Annotated in this window: 16 protein-coding genes and 1 tRNA gene; 16 read left to right on the forward strand and 1 reads right to left on the reverse strand. The window is 63.3% G+C overall.

Going from position 1 to position 19,197, the window contains the following annotated elements; genetic code table 11:
• The first annotated feature begins 51 nt into the window (after nucleotides 1–51).
• The 4 genes from AC1DE1_RS14700 (at nucleotide 52) to cgtA (ending at nucleotide 2,751) form a co-directional block, all read left to right on the forward strand.
• The gene (locus tag AC1DE1_RS14700; RefSeq protein ID WP_477176382.1) at nucleotides 52–822 is read left to right on the forward strand and encodes a DUF2059 domain-containing protein; all 771 of its coding nucleotides are present in this window, start codon (nucleotides 52–54) and stop codon (nucleotides 820–822) included.
• Between the two features lie 96 nt (nucleotides 823–918).
• Entirely contained in the window at nucleotides 919–1,233 is a 315-nt protein-coding gene (gene rplU, locus AC1DE1_RS14705; RefSeq protein ID WP_038616498.1) for a 50S ribosomal protein L21, read from the forward strand.
• Nucleotides 1,234–1,252: 19 nt separating this feature from the next.
• On the forward strand, nucleotides 1,253–1,510 hold the full coding sequence (rpmA, locus tag AC1DE1_RS14710; protein ID WP_477166100.1) for a 50S ribosomal protein L27: 258 nt from the start codon (nucleotides 1,253–1,255) through the stop codon (nucleotides 1,508–1,510).
• A 173-nt stretch (nucleotides 1,511–1,683) separates the two neighbouring features.
• Nucleotides 1,684–2,751, forward strand: coding sequence for an Obg family GTPase CgtA (gene cgtA, locus AC1DE1_RS14715; RefSeq protein ID WP_477176383.1), 1,068 nt, complete (start codon nucleotides 1,684–1,686; stop codon nucleotides 2,749–2,751).
• Nucleotides 2,752–3,914: 1,163 nt separating this feature from the next.
• Here the strand turns inward: cgtA and rpsT are convergent.
• On the reverse strand, nucleotides 3,915–4,178 hold the full coding sequence (rpsT, locus tag AC1DE1_RS14720; RefSeq protein ID WP_008213299.1) for a 30S ribosomal protein S20: 264 nt from the start codon (nucleotides 4,176–4,178) through the stop codon (nucleotides 3,915–3,917).
• A gap of 272 nt (nucleotides 4,179–4,450) precedes the next feature.
• On the opposite strand from rpsT, the gene murJ reads away from it, so the two are divergent.
• The 12 genes from murJ (at nucleotide 4,451) to AC1DE1_RS14780 (ending at nucleotide 19,183) form a co-directional block, all read left to right on the forward strand.
• A complete protein-coding gene (murJ, locus tag AC1DE1_RS14725; RefSeq protein ID WP_477176384.1) occupies nucleotides 4,451–6,058 on the forward strand; it encodes a murein biosynthesis integral membrane protein MurJ in 1,608 nt (535 codons plus the stop codon).
• Between the two features lie 48 nt (nucleotides 6,059–6,106).
• Nucleotides 6,107–7,060 carry a bifunctional riboflavin kinase/FAD synthetase gene (locus tag AC1DE1_RS14730; protein WP_477176385.1) on the forward strand — a complete coding sequence of 318 codons (954 nt, stop codon included), beginning with the start codon at nucleotides 6,107–6,109 and terminating at the stop codon, nucleotides 7,058–7,060.
• 117 nt (nucleotides 7,061–7,177) lie between these two features.
• Nucleotides 7,178–10,042 carry an isoleucine--tRNA ligase gene (gene ileS, locus AC1DE1_RS14735; protein ID WP_477176386.1) on the forward strand — a complete coding sequence of 955 codons (2,865 nt, stop codon included), beginning with the start codon at nucleotides 7,178–7,180 and terminating at the stop codon, nucleotides 10,040–10,042.
• Nucleotides 10,043–10,221: 179 nt separating this feature from the next.
• Nucleotides 10,222–10,713 (forward strand): signal peptidase II, encoded by a 492-nt coding sequence (lspA, locus tag AC1DE1_RS14740; protein WP_477176387.1) that lies wholly within the window; start codon nucleotides 10,222–10,224, stop codon nucleotides 10,711–10,713.
• Nucleotides 10,714–10,786: 73 nt separating this feature from the next.
• Nucleotides 10,787–11,746, forward strand: coding sequence for a 4-hydroxy-3-methylbut-2-enyl diphosphate reductase (gene ispH / locus AC1DE1_RS14745; RefSeq protein ID WP_441603585.1), 960 nt, complete (start codon nucleotides 10,787–10,789; stop codon nucleotides 11,744–11,746).
• Nucleotides 11,747–11,798: 52 nt separating this feature from the next.
• Nucleotides 11,799–11,874 (forward strand) — tRNA-Thr (locus tag AC1DE1_RS14750).
• Between the two features lie 322 nt (nucleotides 11,875–12,196).
• Complete coding sequence (locus tag AC1DE1_RS14755; protein ID WP_441603586.1) at nucleotides 12,197–12,769, forward strand: GspH/FimT family pseudopilin; 573 nt, start codon at nucleotides 12,197–12,199, stop codon at nucleotides 12,767–12,769.
• A complete protein-coding gene (pilV, locus tag AC1DE1_RS14760; RefSeq protein ID WP_477176388.1) occupies nucleotides 12,766–13,275 on the forward strand; it encodes a type IV pilus modification protein PilV in 510 nt (169 codons plus the stop codon). The genes AC1DE1_RS14755 and pilV overlap by 4 nt, the downstream gene beginning before the upstream one ends.
• Complete coding sequence (locus AC1DE1_RS14765; RefSeq protein WP_477176389.1) at nucleotides 13,272–14,279, forward strand: PilW family protein; 1,008 nt, start codon at nucleotides 13,272–13,274, stop codon at nucleotides 14,277–14,279. The genes pilV and AC1DE1_RS14765 overlap by 4 nt, the downstream gene beginning before the upstream one ends.
• A 10-nt stretch (nucleotides 14,280–14,289) precedes the next feature.
• Nucleotides 14,290–14,910, forward strand: coding sequence for a pilus assembly PilX family protein (locus AC1DE1_RS14770; protein WP_477176390.1), 621 nt, complete (start codon nucleotides 14,290–14,292; stop codon nucleotides 14,908–14,910).
• 57 nt (nucleotides 14,911–14,967) lie between these two features.
• The gene (locus AC1DE1_RS14775) at nucleotides 14,968–18,705 is read left to right on the forward strand and encodes a pilus assembly protein (protein WP_477176391.1); all 3,738 of its coding nucleotides are present in this window, start codon (nucleotides 14,968–14,970) and stop codon (nucleotides 18,703–18,705) included.
• Nucleotides 18,706–18,739: 34 nt separating this feature from the next.
• Nucleotides 18,740–19,183, forward strand: a complete 444-nt coding sequence (locus tag AC1DE1_RS14780; protein WP_477176392.1) for a type IV pilin protein — start codon at nucleotides 18,740–18,742, stop codon at nucleotides 19,181–19,183.
• The last annotated feature ends 14 nt before the right edge of the window (nucleotides 19,184–19,197 follow it).

Genomic DNA, 19,197 nt, shown 5'->3' on the forward strand with positions numbered 1-19,197 from the left:
ACCTGCGAACAGAGAGTGCGGATGGGCAAGCTGAAGAGATGGGGTGTTGCCATGGCGCTTGCAATGGGCATGGGACAGGCCATGGCGTCGTCGGCGCCGGCTACGGAAGATCAGGTTCGGCAGCTGATGGAAGTCGTCGGTGTCGGCAAGATGCTGCTGCAGATGAACACCCAGGCGGTGACCACTTTGCAGCAGTCCATGCCTTGCGTGCAGCCTGAGTTCTGGCAGAACTATATGGACGCCAACCAGACCCAGCTGTTCATCGGCCGGCTGGTGCCCGTCTACCAGAAGCATTTCACCGCTGACGAGATGTCGGGCCTGCTGAAGTTCTATCGTTCGCCGCTGGGCCAGAAGGTCATCAACGAGATGCCTACCACCATGGCCGAGGCCAACCAGGCCGGCCAGCAGTGGAGCCACGAGCGCAGCGACCAGATGGTCAGCGAGCTCAAGCAGATGGGCACGCTGGACGGTTCGGGCCGCTGCCCGGGCAAGGTATCCACCACGCCGATCACGGGTACGGCGCTGGAGGGTGCGGCGGCGATCCAGGCGGCCGAGAACGGCGAAAAGATCAAGCCCAGGCAGGCGACCGAAGGCGGCGATAAGGCCGAGGCCAAGCCGGCGGCGAAAGCCTCTTCACACGCCAAAGCCCCGGCCAAGAAGACCACCAGGCCCGCCCCGAAGAAGACCACGCCAGCCAAGGCGCCGGCCAAGCCAGCCGCCAAGACCCCGGCCAAGACCGAGGCCAAGACCGAGGCCAAGCCTGCGCCGGCCAAGACCGACACCAAGCCGGCGGCCGCGACTGGCGGATCGACTGGTCAGTAATTGACCAGGCCGCCAGGGCTTCGTTATACTCCCGAGTTCACCGGTGCCTGATGGGTCCGGTGAACCCAAGAGAATAACGACAGAAGGGATAATCCCATGAGCTATGCAGTCATCAAGACCGGCGGCAAGCAGTACCGCGTTCAGCAGGGCGATGTCCTGCGCGTGGAGCTGTTGAACGCCGAAGAAGGCGCCGCCTTCACTTTCGATCAGGTCCTCCTGGTCGGCGCCGGTGAGTCGATCACCGTCGGTGCGCCCATCGTGGCCGGTGCCACCGTCAGCGCCACCGTGCGCAAGCACGGCCGTGCCGACAAGATCCGCATCATCAAGTTCCGCCGCCGCAAGCACCACAAGAAGCAGCAGGGACATCGTCAGCATTTCACCGAAGTCGAGATCACGGGCATCAACGCCTGAGCAACTGGAGCATTGAGTCATGGCACATAAAAAAGGCGTAGGTTCCAGCCGCAACGGTCGCGATTCGAACCCGAAGTATCTCGGCGTGAAGATCTACGGCGGCCAGGCTATTGAAGCCGGCAACATCATCGTGCGTCAGCGCGGCACCAAGTTCCATGCCGGTACCGGCGTGGGCCTGGGGCGCGACCACACGTTGTTTGCGCTGGTCGACGGCACCGTCGAGTTCAAGGTGCGCGGCGAGAACAACCGCCGTTTCGTCAACGTCATCAAGGGTTAATTCCCCTGCGACGTTGCAGCGAAGGCCCCGCTTCGGCGGGGCTTTTGTTTTTTGAGAGCAGGGCATAGGGAATAGGGAGTAGGGAATCGGCCGGGCCGCTTCGCTATTCATCACGGTCCCGAGAACCCTGCTTTTACTACTCTCTATCCCCTATTCGCTCCCCCAGGCACCCCATGAAATTCGTCGACGAAGCCATCATCAATGTCAAAGCCGGCGACGGCGGCAACGGGTGCATCAGCTTCCGTCGCGAAAAATTCATTCCCTTCGGCGGCCCCGACGGCGGCGACGGCGGCAGCGGCGGCTCGGTGTGGCTGGTGGCCGACGAAGGCCTCAACACCCTGATCGACTTCCGCCACCAGCGTTCGTTCAAGGCCGAGCGCGGCCAGAACGGCATGGGCAGCCAGATGTACGGCAAGGGCGGCGAAGACACCTATATCCGCGTGCCCGTGGGCACGGTGGTGATCAACGTCGACACCGACGAAACCATCGGCGACCTCACCGTCAACGGCCAGCGCCTGCTGGTGGCGCAGGGCGGCAAGGGCGGCCTGGGCAATATCCACTTCAAGAGCTCGGTGAACCGTGCGCCGCGCAAGTCCACGCCGGGTACGCCGGGTGATCTGCGCGAGCTGAAGCTGGAGCTGAAGCTGTTGGCGGACGTGGGCCTGCTGGGTTTTCCCAATGCCGGCAAGTCCACTTTCATCCGCGCCGTTTCCGCCGCCACGCCGCGCGTGGCCGATTACCCGTTCACCACCCTGCATCCGAACCTCGGCGTGGTCAGTCTGGGTACGGATCAGAGTTTCGTGATCGCCGATATCCCGGGCCTTATCGAAGGTGCGGCGGATGGTGCGGGCCTGGGCATCCAGTTCCTGCGTCATGTGTCGCGCACGCGACTGCTGCTGCACGTGGTGGATATCGCGCCGATCGACGGTTCCGATCCGGTGGAGCAGGTGCGTGCGATCGAGCAGGAGTTGGAGAAGTTCGATCCCGAGCTGCTCGAGCGTCCCCGCTGGCTGGTGATGAACAAGGCCGACGTGCTGCCTGAGGATGAGCGCCAGGCTGTCGCGGCTGACGTTATCGCCCGGTTGGAATGGAAGGAGCCGTCGTTCCTGGTCTCGGCCATTTCGCGTGAGAACACCATGCCGGTGTGTCAGCAGGTGTGGCATTTCCTTGAGGCCGAACATATGGCGCGGATGGAGCGCGACGATATGGTGCTGGGGGATGTGAGGTTGCGTGGGGAGTGAGGTGGCGGGTTTCGCCTTCTTCTAAAAAAAGCGGCCTTTGGGCCGTTTTTTTTGGGGTCGCGGAAGTGGTTCTGTCTTGCCGTTTCGGTTTTTGCTCGACCTTCCGGTGTAGCCCGGATTTGCTCGTCATCCCGGCGCAGGCCGGGATCCAGAGCCTCGGTATTTGGTTGTCGCCTCTCCGCCAGCGTGCCGCCTACGCGGCGGGCGTTTCGATCGGCTGCCGCCGCTCGAGTCACTTTTCTTTTGCTGGCCCAAAAGAAAAGTAACCCAAAGAAAATGGCCTGATGACGCCCGCAGCATCGTGCTGGGATAAGCCCGAACGCTTGAGGTGCGTCGTTGTGGGACAACCTCCGAGGGTAGACAGGGGATACTTCAATGCGCTGCGCAACGCGCCCGAATCGCTGAGGACTTAAAGCGGGGCCTCGCTGCGCTTTGGCTTTATCCCATGCATGACGCACTCGTGCCGCGCCTGGCGCTTGCCTGTGGGAGCGCACCCTGTGCGCGACAGCCACGCTGGGGTGTACCGCTCCGTTGGTTTGTCGCGCACAGGGTGCGCTCCCACAAAGAGCCGATCGATACCGGCCTGCGCGATCCCTTGTAGGAGCGCACTTGTGCGCGACCGCGGCGCTCGGATGTACCGCTCCGTCGGTTGGTCGCGCACAAGTGCGCTCCTACAAAAGACCTGCCCGACCCAGTAGCGCCTGGCGTTGTTCGGCTCTTGATGTGGCTCTTCGCCCTCGGGGTCCCCGTAACCCGCCCGCGCACCTGGAGGGCCGCAGGCCCGGAAGGCGCGTCATCCGGGGTGCCGTTTCTTTTGGTTACTTTCTTCTTTGGGCAAGCAAAGAAAAGTAACTCGGGCCGCGGCAGCGGCACGAAAGCCCGCGGCAGGCGAGCCAGATCGCGGGAACACGACAACCAAAACCGAGGCTCTGGATGACCAGCTGTTCGGCTGTTGAAGAGCGCTTCCGGCCTGCGCCGGTATGACGAGCAAGGACTGAGGCTCAGGATGCCCAGCTATTCGGCTGTTGAGGGGCAACCTCCGGCCCGTGCCAGGGCGCCAGGCAAAAGAAAACCGGCTAGTGCCGGCCACTTCCCCAGGCACACAAAAAAGCCGGCTTCCGCCGGCTTTCTCGCCAACCCGAGATTCAGGTAACGAAGCTGGCTTACGCCAGCTCGTGGATCTTTGCGTTGAGGCGGCTCTTATGGCGAGCAGCCTTGTTCTTGTGGATCAGGCCGCGGGCAGCGTAGCGGTCCATGACCGGCTGGGCAGCGGCAAAGGCTTCAACGGCGGCAGCCTTGTCCTTGGCCTCGATGGCCTTGACGACCTTCTTGAGGGCGGTGCGCACCATGGAACGGGCGCTGACATTGCGCAGGCGGCGCTGCTCGGACTGGCGCGCGCGCTTCTTCGCGGACTTGATGTTGGCCAAGGTAGAACTCCGAAATGAATTGCTGGGTTGGAAAAAGACGGCAAGTATGCGGCTAATGAGCCGTTGCGTCAACAGCTTAGCCGTTTGTCAAGGCGCTCCGCGGGGCGCCATGCCACCGCCATGGTGGCCAAGGGGAACGGTCGGCCTCGATTATGCCACGTCTGCGCTGTCATCTTTCCATTCGGGGCTGTCAAACTACGCGCCTTTCGCCGCCGGGGCAGAGGGGCTCCGGTGCGCAGCGCGTCTCACCAGCATAGGTACGGCCTCAAGGCATGAAGTCTCCCAGCATGTTCCGCGGGCTGCTGTCATTCAGCAGCATGACCATGATTTCACGCGTACTCGGGCTGGTCCGGGACATGTCGATCAATGCCACCTTCGGCGCCAATGCGGCCACCGATGCGTTCTGGGTGGCGTTCCGCATTCCCAACTTCATGCGCCGCCTGTTTGCCGAGGGCTCGTTCTCGACGGCCTTCGTGCCCGTTTTCACGGAAGTGAAAGAGAAGCGCAGCCATGAGGATCTGAAGCAGCTGATGTCACGCGTGTCCGGCACGCTGGGCGGGGTGCTGCTGGTGATTACGGCGCTCGGCGTGATTTTCGCGCCCCAGGTCGCTGCGCTGTTCTCGCAGGGTGCTGCCGACACGCCGGAAAAGTTCGCGCTGACGGCGCAGCTGCTGCGCCTGACGTTTCCGTTCCTGCTGTTCGTCTCGCTGACGGCACTGTGCGGCGGGGCGCTCAACAGTTTCCACAAGTTCGCCTTGCCGGCGCTCACCCCGGTGATCCTCAACCTCTGCATGATCGGCGGCGCGCTGTGGCTGTCGAAGTTCGTGCATCCGCCGATCATGGCGATGGGTTGGGCGATCCTGCTGGCGGGCCTGCTGCAGTTGCTGTTCCAGCTGCCGTCGCTGCGCGGACTGGACCTCCTGACGCTGCCGCGTTGGGGCTGGAGCCATCCGGATGTGCGCCGCATTCTTACGCTGATGGTGCCGACGCTGTTCGGCTCGTCGATTGCGCAGATCAATCTGTTGCTCGATACGGTGATCGCGGCGTATCTGATGACGGGTTCGCAAAGCTGGCTGTCGCAGGCCGACCGTTTCCTTGAATTGCCGCTGGGCCTGTTCGGCGTGGCGCTGGGCACGGTGATCCTGCCGTCGCTGTCGCGTCACCACGTGACCACCGACAAGGACGGTTTCTCCAAGGCGCTGGACTGGGGCTTGCGCATCACCTTGCTTATCGCCGTGCCGGCGATGTTTGCGCTGATGCTGCTGGCCAAGCCGCTGGTGGCCACCTTGTTCCAGCATGGCCAGTTCACGCCGTTCGATACGCGCATGGCGACGCTGTCGATCACGGCGCTCAGCTTCGGCCTGCCGGCATTCGCCTTGGTGAAAGTGGCGCTGCCTGCGTTCTATGCACGCCAGGACACCCGTACGCCGGTGCGCGCCGGCGTGGCCTCGCTGGTGGCGAACATGGTGCTCAATGTGATTTTTGTGGCGATGCTTTACGTGTTGTGGGCCACGCCGGCACAGCGCGAGCTGCCTCGGCTGGATGGCATTGCCGCGGTGCCGGGCCTGCACATGGCGCTGGGCATGGCCAGTGCGCTGGCGAGCTATATCAACCTGGGTCTGTTGTGGCACTGGTTGCGCAAGGCCGGCGTGTATCAGCGTCAGCCCGGATGGGCTCGTCACATGTTGCGGCTGGTGCTGGCATGCGCCGTGATGGTCGTCGTGCTGGTGGCAGGCATGTGGGTGTGGCCGGACTGGACCGAGGCGGGCAAGTGGACCCGCGCGTGGCACCTGGCCGTGCTGGTGGCGGCGGGCGGCGGCGCCTATGCCGTGACGCTGTTTGCGGCCGGGTTCCGCTTGCGCGAATTGCGTGGCGTCTGAGGCTTCGTTCGAGCCGAAACACCCAGCTTCAGCCGCTATACTCGCCCGATGATGAGACTTTCCAGGGATGTCGCCGGCCCCAGTCTGGCGCCCGGCGGCAGCGTCGTAGCCGTCGGCGCGTTCGACGGCCTGCACCGCGGTCACCAGGCCCTGCTTGCGCAGGTGCATGAACGCGCCGCCAAGCTTGGGCTCACGGCTATCGTGGTTAGCTTCGAGCCGTTGCCGCGCGCTTTTTTCTCACCGGAGCCGGTGGCCAGGCTGTCCAGCGTTCGCGAAAAACTGCGCGGGTTCGACGAAGCTGGCATGGGGCAGGTGCTCTTGTTGCGCTTCAATCGAGCCCTCACCTCTATGTCGGCGGAGGATTTCATTCGCCGCGTACTGGTGGACCGGCTGAACGCGCGCGAGGTGTGGGTAGGGGCGGATTTCCGCTTTGGCCATAAGCGCAGCGGCGACGTGGCGATGCTGGAGCGGGTGGGTCCCGAACTGGGATTCACCGCCCGCACCATGCCTTCGGTGCTGCTGGATGGCGCGCGGGTATCGGCCACGCGGGTCCGCATGCTGCTGGCAGCCGGCGAGTTTTCCGGCGCGGCGCCGCTGCTGGGCCGGCCGTTCGTGATCGAAGGCAAGGTGGAATACGGCAAGCAGTTGGGTCGCCAGTTGGGCTATCCCACCGCCAATATCCACCTGCGCGACCGCAGCAGCCCGGTACACGGCATTTTTGCGGTACGCGTGGGCCTTGGCGAGAGCGAGTGCAGCTGGCCCGGCGTGGCCAGCCTCGGCGTTCGTCCCACCGTGAACGAGGTGCCGGAGCCGCTGCTGGAAGTGCACTTGTTCGACTTCGAGGGCGATCTCTACGGCCAGCGCATGGCGGTGGAATTCGTCGCCAAGCTGCGCGATGAGCAGAAATTCGACAACCTGGACGAGTTGACCGTCCAGATGGCCAAAGACGCGCGCCAGGCCCGTGAGTTGCTGGGCATGAATCCGCGTCTCAGCGAGGCGTAACTGCCTCAAATCCGGTAACGTTGGCGCTTTCGCCGTGATGGTTGAAGCGCCGGCCCCAGGGCCATGGCGCTGCCGAGGCGACACCCGACAACCCGACGATCAGAGCATCCCCAGGCAATGACCCAGGATTACAAGAACACCATCAACCTACCGCAGACGGAATTCCCGATGCGCGGCGACCTCCCCAAGCGCGAGCCCAAGTGGCTGGCCGATTGGCAGCAGGTGGGCCGCTACGAGCAGATTCAGGAGCGCGCCGCCGGCCGCGACAAGGTGTTTGTACTGCATGACGGCCCGCCGTACGCGAACGGTGCGATCCACCTGGGTCATGCGGTGAACAAGGTGCTCAAGGACGTGGTGGTGAAGTCGCGCTTGCTGGCCGGCTTCCGCGCGCCCTACGTGCCTGGCTGGGATTGCCATGGTCTGCCGATCGAAGTGGCGATCGAAAAGAAATTCGGTCGCGTGGGCGACAAGCTCGACGCCGCTGCGTTCCGCCAGAAGTGCCGCGAGTACGCGCAGCAGCAGATTGATCTGCAGCGCACCGACTTCAAGCGCCTGGGCGTGCTGGGCGATTGGGAACACCCGTATCGCACGATGGACTTCAAGTACGAAGCGGACATGGTGCGTGCGCTGGCCAAGATCGTGGGCAACGGTCACGTCGTGCGCGGCGCCAAGCCGGTGTACTGGTGCTTCGATTGCGGTTCGGCGCTCGCCGAAGCGGAAATCGAATACGCCGACAAAGTCTCGCCGGCCGTTGACGTCGCTTATGACGCGGTCGACCCGAAAGCGCTGGCACAGAAGTTCGGTGTCGATGCGGGCGATGCCATTGTCGCCATTCCGATCTGGACCACCACGCCGTGGACGCTGCCGGAAAGCCTGGCGGTGTCGCTGGGTGGCGAACTCGAATACGCGCTGATCGAAGGTCCGGCGCGCGAGGGCCAGCGCGTGCTGCTGGTGATCGCCAGCGCGCTGGTCGAAAAGGCCGCGCATCGTTACGGCATCGAAGAGCCGAAGGTGCTCGGCCATGTGGCAGGGCAGACGCTGGAAGGCGTGCTGCTCAAGCATCCGTTCTATGCACGCGAAGTGCCGGTGTTGATTGGCGACCACGTGTCCGCCGAAGACGGTACCGGCGCCGTGCACACCTCGCCCGACCATGGCGTGGAAGACTTCGTCGTCTCGCGCAAGTACGGCATCGAAACGCTGAACTACACCGAGGCGCGCGGTACGTATCGTGCCGATACGCCGGCCGCGCTCGATGGCACCGTCATCGCGGGCAAGCATCTGTGGAAGGCCAACGACGAAATCGTCGAGCTGCTGCGTCGTCGCGGCGTGCTGCTGGCGTTCGCCAAGATCGAACACAGCTATCCGCATTGCTGGCGCCACAAGTCGCCGGTGATCTTCCGCACCACGCCACAGTGGTTCATCAGCATGGAGAAGGAAGGCCTGCGCAAGACCGCGCTCGATGCGATCAAGCAGGTGCGCTGGGTGCCGGGCTGGGGCGAAGAGCGCATCGCCGGCATGGTGGGCGATCGTCCCGACTGGTGCATCTCGCGTCAGCGCACCTGGGGCGTGCCGATCGCGCTGTTCATCAACAAGAGCACGCAGGAACCGCATCCCGATTCCGTCGCGTTGCTGGAACAAGTGGCCAAGCGCATCGAGCAGGGCGGTATCGACGCGTGGTACGCGCTCGATGCGGCCGAGCTGCTCGGCGATCAGGCGAAGGACTATGAAAAAGTCCTCGACGTGCTCGACGTGTGGTTCGATTCCGGCGCCAGCCACTTCACCGTGGTGGGACAGCGTCCCGAACTGCAGCAGGGCAATGCGAGCAGCTACAAGGTGATGTACCTGGAAGGTTCGGATCAGCATCGCGGCTGGTTCCAGTCCTCCTTGCTCACCTCGTCGGCGATGTTCGCCAAGGCGCCGTACAACGACGTGCTCACCCATGGTTTCACCGTGGATGCGCAGGGTCGCAAGATGTCCAAGTCGATGGGCAACGGCATCGAGCCGCAGGACATCATGAAGAACCTGGGCGCGGACATCCTGCGCCTGTGGATCTGCTCGACCGATTACCGCAACGAGATGTCCTTGTCGGACGAAATCTTGAAGCGCGTATCGGATACGTATCGCCGCATCCGCAACACCGCGCGCTTCCTGCTCGGCAACCTCGACGGTTTCGATCCGGCCAAGCATCTGGTGCCGGTGGAAGAAAGCACGCTGCTCGACCAGTGGGTGGTGCAGCAGGCGTACGACGTGCAGCAGGCGGTGACGGCGGCATACGACCGCTACGATTTCCCGGAGATCGTCCAGCGCGTGCAGAACTTCTGCACCAACGAGCTGGGTGCGCTGTATCTGGATATCACCAAGGATCGGCTGTACACGATGCCGACCGAAAGCCATGGCCGCCGCAGCGCGCAGAGCGCGATGTACCGCATCGCCGAAGCGCTGGTGCGCTGGCTGGCGCCGGTGCTGACGTTCACGGCCGAAGAAATCTGGCAGCACATGCCGGGCAAGCGCAGCGAGAGCGTGCTGTTCGAAACCTGGTATGACGGTCTGGCAGCCACGCAGGGTTCGCCGGAGCAGCGTCGCTACTGGTCGGATCTGCTGGCGATCCGCGATACCGCGTCGCGCGTGCTCGAAGGCATGCGCAAGGCCGAGCAGATTGGCGCATCGCTGGAAGCGAAGGTGGCGATCCATGCCGATGCTGCCGTGGTTGCGCGCTATCAGCCGGCGGCGTCGGAACTGCGCTTCTTCTTTATCAGCTCGGATGTGCGCCTGGATCTGGCCGGTGGTCAGCCGGCGGACGCGGTGCTGACCGAGCTGGAAGGTGCGGACGTATGGGTGTCGGCAACGGTGAGCGACGCGGCCAAGTGCGTGCGTTGCTGGCAGCGTCGCGATGATGTCGGCACGCATGCGGCGCATCCGGAACTGTGCGATCGCTGCATCAGCAATGTGGAAGGGCCGGGCGAGAATCGTCGCTGGTTCTGACCTCAGTACGACACTTCTTCCTCTCCCCGGCGGGGAGAGGACCGAGGTGAGGGGCGGGTGCTCGCGGTATGGCTGAAAAATGCCGTGTCGCACGCTTCAACGCTCTCGCAAGATGGGCCCCTAACCCCAACCCTCTTCCCGCAGGGGAGAGGGAGTATCTGCGCAAGATTTGGCTACTCATGAAACCTAAACCCAACGCTCTCTCCTGGCTCGTGCTCTCCCTCGTCGTCATCGTGCTCGATCAACTGAGCAAATGGTGGGCGCTCTCGGCGTTGCAGCCAGCCGGAACCCCGCACCCGGTGATTCCCGGCTTCCTCAACTGGACGCTGGCATTCAACACCGGCGCAGCCTTCAGCTTCCTCGCCACGGGCGACGGCTGGCAGCGCTGGTTCTTCGTGCTGCTGGCGGTGGTGATCAGCGGCGTGCTGGTGGTGTGGCTGTCGCGCACGCCGCGCGGCGACTGGAAGACGGCGATGCCGCTGGGCCTGATCGTGGGTGGCGCCTTGGGCAACCTGATCGATCGCCTGCACGCCTCGCAGGTGACGGACTTCATCCACGTGTATTTCCGCGAGTGGAATTATCCGGTGTTCAATCTCGCCGACTGTGGGATCACTGTGGGCGCCGTGATGCTAGTGGTATTTGGCTTATTTCAGGGCAAGGCCAAGGCCTGACCCCGCCCTCACGTACGGTGGTACCGGCCGTGCGATAATGCCTACCAGTCAGTCTGCCAGGTCCGGAGCTTCCGTGGACATCCTGCTCGCCAATCCCCGTGGTTTTTGCGCTGGTGTGGATCGCGCCATTGCCATCGTCGAACGCGCGCTCGAATCCTATGGCGCCCCCATTTATGTGCGCCACGAAGTGGTGCACAACCGCTACGTGGTCGACAAGCTGCGCGCCGATGGCGCCGTGTTCGTCGAAGAACTGCACGAAGTGCCCGACGGCGCCACCGTGATCTTCAGCGCGCATGGCGTGTCCAAGGCTGTGCGCGAAGAAGCCGACCAGCGTGGCCTCAAGGTGTTCGACGCCACCTGTCCGCTGGTCACCAAGGTGCATATGGAAGTGGCGCGCCTGGGTCGCATCGGCCGCAGTGTCGTGCTGATCGGCCACGGTGGCCATCCCGAGGTCGAGGGCACCATGGGACAGTGGAATCCTGCCAATACGGGCGAGATCCTGCTGGTGGAATCGGTGGAATGCGTGGCCACGCTGGAGCCGAAGTTTCCGCACGAATTGTCGTACGTGACGCAGACCACACTGTCGGTGGACGACACCAAGGCGATCATCGAAGCGCTGCGCGCGAAATTCAGCGACATCGAAGGTCCGCGCAAGGACGACATCTGCTACGCCACTCAGAATCGTCAGGATGCCGTGCGCCGCCTGGCCGCCTCGGTGGATCTGATGCTGGTGGTGGGCTCGGTCAACAGCTCCAATTCCAACCGCCTGCGCGAACTGGCGGAGAAAGAGGGCGTGCGTTCCTTTCTTATCGACGGGGCGGAGCACATCGAGCGCAGCTGGCTCGACGGCGTCACCCACATCGGCCTCACCGCAGGCGCATCGGCGCCGGACAAGCTCGTGCGCGACGTGATCGCGCGCCTGCAATCGTGGGGCGCCGGCACGGTGCGCGAACTCGACGGCGAGCCGGAGACGATCACCTTCGCGCTCCCTAAGGAACTGCGTCTGGTCGGCGGCGTTTCCGCGAGTCTTTGAGCGCCGACATCTTGCGCGGTTCGGCTGCGCTCCGTAGAATTGGCGGTTCCTCGCCGGAATAGCTCAGTTGGTAGAGCGGCGCATTCGTAATGCGTAGGTCGTAGGTTCGATTCCTATTTCCGGCACCAGCATCAAGAAAAAGGGCCTGCGCAAGCGGGCCCTTTTTTTTGTTTCCCGCGAACGCCAACAGCAGCGCTCCGGTTCGGGCGCCATCTCGCTTGCGTAATAAATTGCGAGCCAGCGGCTTGCCTCGCTGATGCGACCATAACTGCTAGAACAGTTATATCTATATGATTCTATAAGGCTTGGACGAAAAAATGCGGCTCCGATCACAGGGCCCAAGCCTTCGTCTACCGCTCATCGGCAAGTTCTTACCGTCCATCACGAAAGAATTTACGAAATGTTTTGTAGGCCCTAGGCTGAATCTCAAGTAGTCAGAAGGGGCTGACCATGTGCGTAAGAGCGATAGGGGGCGCCGGCAGCGGTGCCGGGCGTGCTCAAACCGGCTTCACGCTGGTCGAGTTGATGGTGACGCTTACGGTGATCGTGGTGTTGACCGCCATCGCCGTGCCGAGCTTTCGCAGCCTCACACTTTCCAATCGCCTGACCGCTTCGGCCAACGAGATCGTGGGCACCATCCAGGTAGCGCGGATGGAAGCGATCAAGCGCAACGCGCGCACACAGCTGTGCAGCAACTCCACCACCAGCAACGCTGCCGACGCCTTGGGCCAGGCCTGTGGAACAGCGCTGGGCGCTGTGGTGGCCACGACGGCGTCGGGTCCGGTGGTGGTGCGTGAGAGTCAGCTCGATCTGACCGGCTCGGTGATCGTGGCGGGCAACATGACGGCGCTGCGCTTCAACGCACAGGGCATCGCGCACGCCACCAGCAGTTCCGCCCCGTATGCAGGCCAGGTCATCGATATCTGTACACCGGCGCTGCGTGCCGAGAATCATCGGGTGATTCGAATGGTGGCCGGCTCGGTCGTGCAGACCGACACGACAACGACAGAGTGCTCCTCATGACGACGTATTGTTTTCGCATTCGCCGGCCTTGCCGTCGCGCCCATGAACCTGGCGCCGCGCGCGCGCAGCGTGGCGTTGGTCTCATCGAGGTCCTGGTGGCGGTGTTGCTGCTGTCCATTGCGTTCCTCGGCGTCGCGGCATTGCAGGCCAAGTCGCTGTCCACCAACAACAGTGCGATGGCGCGCAGCATGGCGACGATGGCCAGCTATTCCATCCTCGATGCGATGCGGGCTGACTACGACTTGGCTCGTTCGGGCGGCTACAACACCTCGTCGCCGATGAAGGCCAGTGCTTGCCCTGCTGCCGATACGACGGTCAAGAACACGCAGTTGAACGACTGGTGCGTGCAGCTGGGCCAGACGCTCGGCGCGAGCGACACCACGACGGGCAGCATCGCCTGCACCGGCACGCGGGGTGACTGCACGATCACCATCACCTTCGACGACAGCCGCGCCGGGAAGGGTGGGGCTAGCAACCAGACCGTCGTGACGAGGGGCATGCTATGACGCCGCGACTGCTCCGTTCTGCGATGTATCGTCGTCACGCCGTGCGCGGCTTCACGCTCATCGAGCTGATGGTGGCCATGCTGCTGGGCCTGGTCGTGATGGCTGGTGTCGGTAGCGTGTTTCTTTCCAACCAGCGTGTGTATCGCACCAATCGCGCGCTCAGCGATGTGCAGGACAACTCGCGCGCAGCGTTCGAGCTGCTGGCGCGGGACATCCGCAATGCAGGCCTGACCGCTTGCAGCAATAGTGGTCGCGTTGCCAACGTGCTCAATATCGGGCCGGTCAACGGCGGCACGACCTGGTGGGGCAACTGGTCCAATGCCGTGCGTGGATTCGAAGGCAACGACACCGATGTCGCCGCCGGCACCGGCGATGGCGATCGCATTGCAGGACAGGCCTCGCTGCAATTGCTCGGTGGCGAAGATGCGAGCTATAGCGTCGCGTCGCACGATCCCAGCACGGCGACGTTTGCATTGAACGAAGCCAGCACGGATCTGTCGGCAGGCGATGTATTCATCGTGTGCGACTACGATCACGCGGCCATCTTCCAGTCCAACAGCTATAGCGCCACGGCCAAGACCATCGGCCACGCAACCACCGGCGGCAATTGCTCGACCGGCCTGGGCTTTCCGACGTCTTGTGGCTCGGCCAACTTCTACACGTTTGGCGCCAACGCTTATGTCACGCGCCTGAATGTTTCGGACTGGTACGTCGGCAAGAATCCGGCCGGCACCCGGTCGCTGTATCGATTGGGCCGCGCGGGCGGCACACCGACACGCCAGGAAATGGTGCGTGGCGTGTCCGATATGCAGCTCAGCTATCACCAGAGCGATCTGGCGGGTACCCCGTTCGTCAAGGCCAATAACGTCACCAACTGGGGCAACGTGAATGCGGTTCGCGCCACGCTGACCATGCAGAGCGCCGACGATCGCGCGAGTACGAGCAATACCTCGCTGGTACGCAGCTTCACCGTGACCACCACTGTGCGCAACCGGGTGCTGTGAGATGAGTGCCATGATTCCTCAAGCGGTATTTCCCCAGAGCATCAACTCGAACCGGCGCATGCGCGTGATGCGGGCATCGCCCAGGCGCGAGCGAGGTGTCGTGCTGGTGGTGGCCTTGCTGCTGCTGGTGGTCGTGACCCTGGTCGGCTTTGCCGCCGTGCGCGGCACCATCATGCAGCAGAAGATGGCCGCCAATCATTACGACCGGCAGATCGCGTTCCAGAGCGCGGAGGCCGCGCTGCGTGCCGCGAAACTGCGAATCACCGGCAATCCCGGCGACATCGCGCGCAACTGCCGTACCGGTTCGAGCGCATGCCTGTCCAATCCGTTCAACGATCCGAATTTGCCGTCCGGCAGCATCCATGATGTTGCCGAGGGTACGGCGGATGGCCAGTTCACCAAGGCATCCGTGGCGGCCAGCCAGCCGCAGTACGTGATCGAAAACATGGGCAACTGGGCTGATCCGACTTCCGATACCGGTTTCGATCAGAGCGCCAATTCCTACAACTACGGCAACTCCGGCGGTTCGACCACGGCCGTCTACTACCGCATCACGGCGCGCAGCGGCGATCCGGCGGCGGTGGGCGATCGCGCGGTCGTGGTTTTGCAGGCCATCGTCAAGCAACGCTGAGTTTCATCGACGCGGCGCCGGTGGATCGTGCGCCGTTCACCTTCAGGGCGGATCGATATGAAAAATCATTCCAGCTTGCGCGCCCGCGCAGGCCGCTTCACGGGCAGGCTGCTGTCGGTCGGCCTCATGGTGCTGGCGCTTGGTGTGCTCTCCACGCCCAGCATGGCGGCGGTGACGGTGGACCAGCAGCCGTTGATCATCCAGAAATCGCTGCCGCCCAACATCGTGCTGATGTTCGACGATTCCGGCTCCATGGCCTGGGATTTCATGCCCGATGCGAAGTTCCTGCCCGGTGCAACGACCAACAACGGCGTCACGCTGGTGGATCTCGATGCACTGCGCTATTCGGGCAACAACGGCACCTACTACAACCCGGGCGTGACCTATACGCCGCCGGTGAAGGCCGATGGCACGAAGTACACCACGCCCACTGGCATCGATAGCGCCTTCGTCGATGGCTTTCGCAGCGCCACCACCACGGATGTGACGCAGTACGCGTCCGATAGCTTCTGCGATTACAACAACGTCAGTTCGCGCAACTGTACGAGCGGAAACAGCACGTCTTACCACTACTTCAAGTACTACTCGGTCATCACGACGACATCGAACAACACCAGCACTTACGCGGCCACCCCCACGTGCAGCGGTAGCGATACGCTGGTGAAGGACGGCAGCGCCAATAACGGCCTGTGCAAGCGAACCAGTGGTGGCAACACGACCTATCGAAACCCCTCCACCACCGGTTGCACGAGTCCCGACACCTATCTGCCGGCCAGCCTGCTGTGCCAGAAAATCACCCAGGTCACCACCAATACCAATCTGTTTACCTATACCGTGCCGGGAAGCAACGGAACCTATACGCGCAAATACATCGGCAAGACCGGCGCCTGCACGGCCGCGAGCCTTACCTCGGCGACCTGCGACGACAGTACGACGGCGCAGCAGAACGTGGCCAACTGGTTCTCGTATTTCCGCACGCGCATCCTGATGGCCAAGAGCGGCCTGATGAACTCGTTCTCGGGACTGGATACCACTTTCCGCGTGGGCTTTGGCTCGATCGACGGCAACAACGACTCCAAGTTGCCCACGGGCCAGACCAGCAAGAACAACTTCAATATCGCCAACGTGAAGCCCTTCGTGGATCAGAAGACTGCGTTCTGGACGTGGCTTGAGGGTGAGACTGCCAACAACGGCACGCCGTTGCGTTCGGCGCTTGATGCGGTGGGTCAGTACTACAAGACCGATCAGCCCTGGGGCTCGATGAGCAGCGACCCGGACTATGGCACCGCCAGCGGCAACACCGAACTGGCCTGCCGCCAGTCCTACACCATCCTCACCACCGACGGTTTCTGGAACGGCGCCGCGGCATCCGCCACCATCGGTGATGCCGACAGCACCGCGAAGACCAACTCGGGCGGCAACAGCCAGTCGTACACGTTCACTGCCGCCAAGCCGTACAGGGATGGCGTGTCCAACACGCTGGCCGACGTGGCGATGTACTACTGGGTCAACGATCTGCGCACGAATACGTCCAACGAAGTGCCGGTGAACAACGAGGATCCGGCCTTCTGGCAGCACATGACCACCTTCACGCTGGGCCTTGGCTTTACGCCCACCGGCATCACGCCGGCGGGAACGACCGTGGACCAGATCTTTACCTGGGCGCGCGGTGGTACCGCCATCAATGGTTTTGCGTGGCCTGCGACCAGCTCCGACAGCATCAACAATATTGCCGACCTGGCGCACGCGGCGGTGAATGGTCACGGCGGCTTCTATTCCGCGACCAGCCCCGAAGCATTCACCAGCGGCCTGAAGGATGCACTCAAGCGCGCAACGGAGCGTGTAGGTACGGGCGCCAGCCTGGCCGCCAACTCCACGCAGTTGAAGACGGGCACGGTTGCCTACCAGGCCAACTACTACACGGCGAAGTGGAAAGGCGATCTCAAGGCGCTGTCGATCAATGCCAACTCCGGCGCGATCGCGACCAATCCCGATTGGACGGCAGCGGCAGCGTTGCCGGCCTATGCCGATCGCAAGGTGTACAGCTACAACGCATCCGCTGTGTCGCCGAACACGCCGGTGTTCCAGTTCAATGCGGCCAACGTCGGCATGTTGTCCGGCACCCAGCAGGCCGCGTTGGGGGCGACCAGCGCCGCGCAACAAATCCTGATCAATTACCTGTTGGGCGATACCTCGCAGGAGCAGCGCAATGGTGGAACGTTGCGCAACCGCGACACCCCCCTGGGTGACATCGTCAACTCCCAGCCGGTTTACGTGGGTGCGCCCAACGCCAACCAGTTTGTTGGCAAGAGCTTTACCGGCTCCAGCACGTTTGCCAGTTATGCGGCGGGCAAGGCCAGCCAGGCCGGTCGCATCCTTGTTGCGGCCAACGACGGCATGCTGCACGCCTTCAATGGCAGCACCGGCGCCGAGGTGTATGCGTATCTGCCGTCGGCGGTGATCACCAGCAACCTCAAGCAGATTGCGGACCCCGGCTACGGCGGCACCGACGTCGCCCACCAGTACTTCAACGATGGTGAGTTGACGGTGGCCGACGTTTACTACGGCAGCCCCGGTGCGTGGCATACCGTGGCGGTGGGAACTACCGGTCGCGGTCTGGCCAAGGCGGTGTATGCGCTCGATGTGACCGATCCGGACGTCTTCAAATTGCTGTGGGAGCGCTCCGCGTCCGACGGCCTCACAAACAGCAGCTATATCGGTCAGATGAACGGCAAGCCGGTCGTCGCGCAGACCGCCAATGGCTCGTGGTCGGTGTTGATCGGCAATGGCTACAACAGCAGCAATGGCACGGCGGCGTTGTTGCAGTTCGGCATCACCGATGGTGCGCTGACGGTGCATACCACCAGCGATCCGGCTACCGGCAACGGCCTGGCGGCGCCGGGCGTATGGATCGGCAATGCCGCCAACGGCATCAGCACGGTGGCTTATGCGGGCGATGCCAAGGGGCAGGTGTGGAAATTTGGCCTCAACGACGGCACCGCGGCCACGCCCAGCAGCATTGGTACGTTGGTATTCACGGCCACCGACGCGGGTGGCACCGCGCAGCCCATCACGGCGGGCATGTTGATGGGGCGTGATCCGGCCACCAGCAATCTGTGGCTGTTCTTCGGCACGGGCAAATACCTCGCGTCGGGAGATCTCAACAGCACGGCCACCCAGACGTGGTACGGCCTGATCGTGCAGGCGAGCACCGACACCGTCGTAACCAACCTGGTGTCCCAAGGTCGAACGGCACTCGTGCAGCGCCAGATCCTGGCCGAGTCGGCCGGTGATTCTGCAGCCACGCCGCCGGTGTCGCCGGGACGTGCCATCACGGCCAAGCCGAGCACCAGCGATATGGGCGACAAGTCCGGCTGGTACATGGACCTGACTTCGCCCAGCAACGGCGCCGAGGGCGAGCGCATCGTGACGCCCAATCAGTTCCAGGGCAGCCTGTTGCTGGGCACGACGCGTATCCCGCAGGCGACCGACGCGTGCAACCCCTCGGGTCGCGGCTGGATCATGGCGCTCGACCCGTTCAGTGGTGCCGCGGCCAGCACCAGTTTCTTCGATCTCAATGGCAACGGTGCGATCAACGACGCCGACGGGGTCAGGTCGGGCAACAACACGCTCACCAACAGCGGCATCGGTTTCAACTCGCTGCCGAACAACCCGATCTTCGTGGGCGGCGTGATGCTGGTCAGCTTCGACAACGGCTCGAACGGCAGCGTCTATACCGCCGGTTCGCAGGGAGATTTCAGTCGCGTGTCATGGCGCGAACTGGTCAACCCCTGAGCGACATTCCATGCGAATGAGGAGAGCACGCCCCATGTTTGATCAACAGCATTCCAGCGCCAGCGTTCGTCACCATCATTTTGAACGGGGCTTCACCCTGATCGAAATGATGGTGGTGGTGGCGATCATCGCCATACTCTCCGCCATCGCCTGGCCGTCGTATCTGAAGCACGTGGCCAAGACCAACCGCGTCGCCGCGCAAGGCTGCTTGTCCGAGTACGCCAATTACATGGAGCGCTACTACACCAGCAATCTGCGTTACGACCAGACGCCCGCCGGTGTCGCCAACGCCGACCCGCATCTGGACTGCCAGTCGCAGATCGCCCGCAATTACACCCTCGCGCCGGCCAGCACATCGACGTCGTTCACCATCACGGCGACGCCTACCACGGTGCAGCTCAATCGCGATGCGGTATGCGGCACGCTGACGCTCAACCATCGCGGCGCTCGCACGCCTGGCGTGGCAGGCTGCTGGTAAACGGATTGGGATCG

It is taken from the genome of Dyella sp. 05T440 (assembly GCF_056395965.1).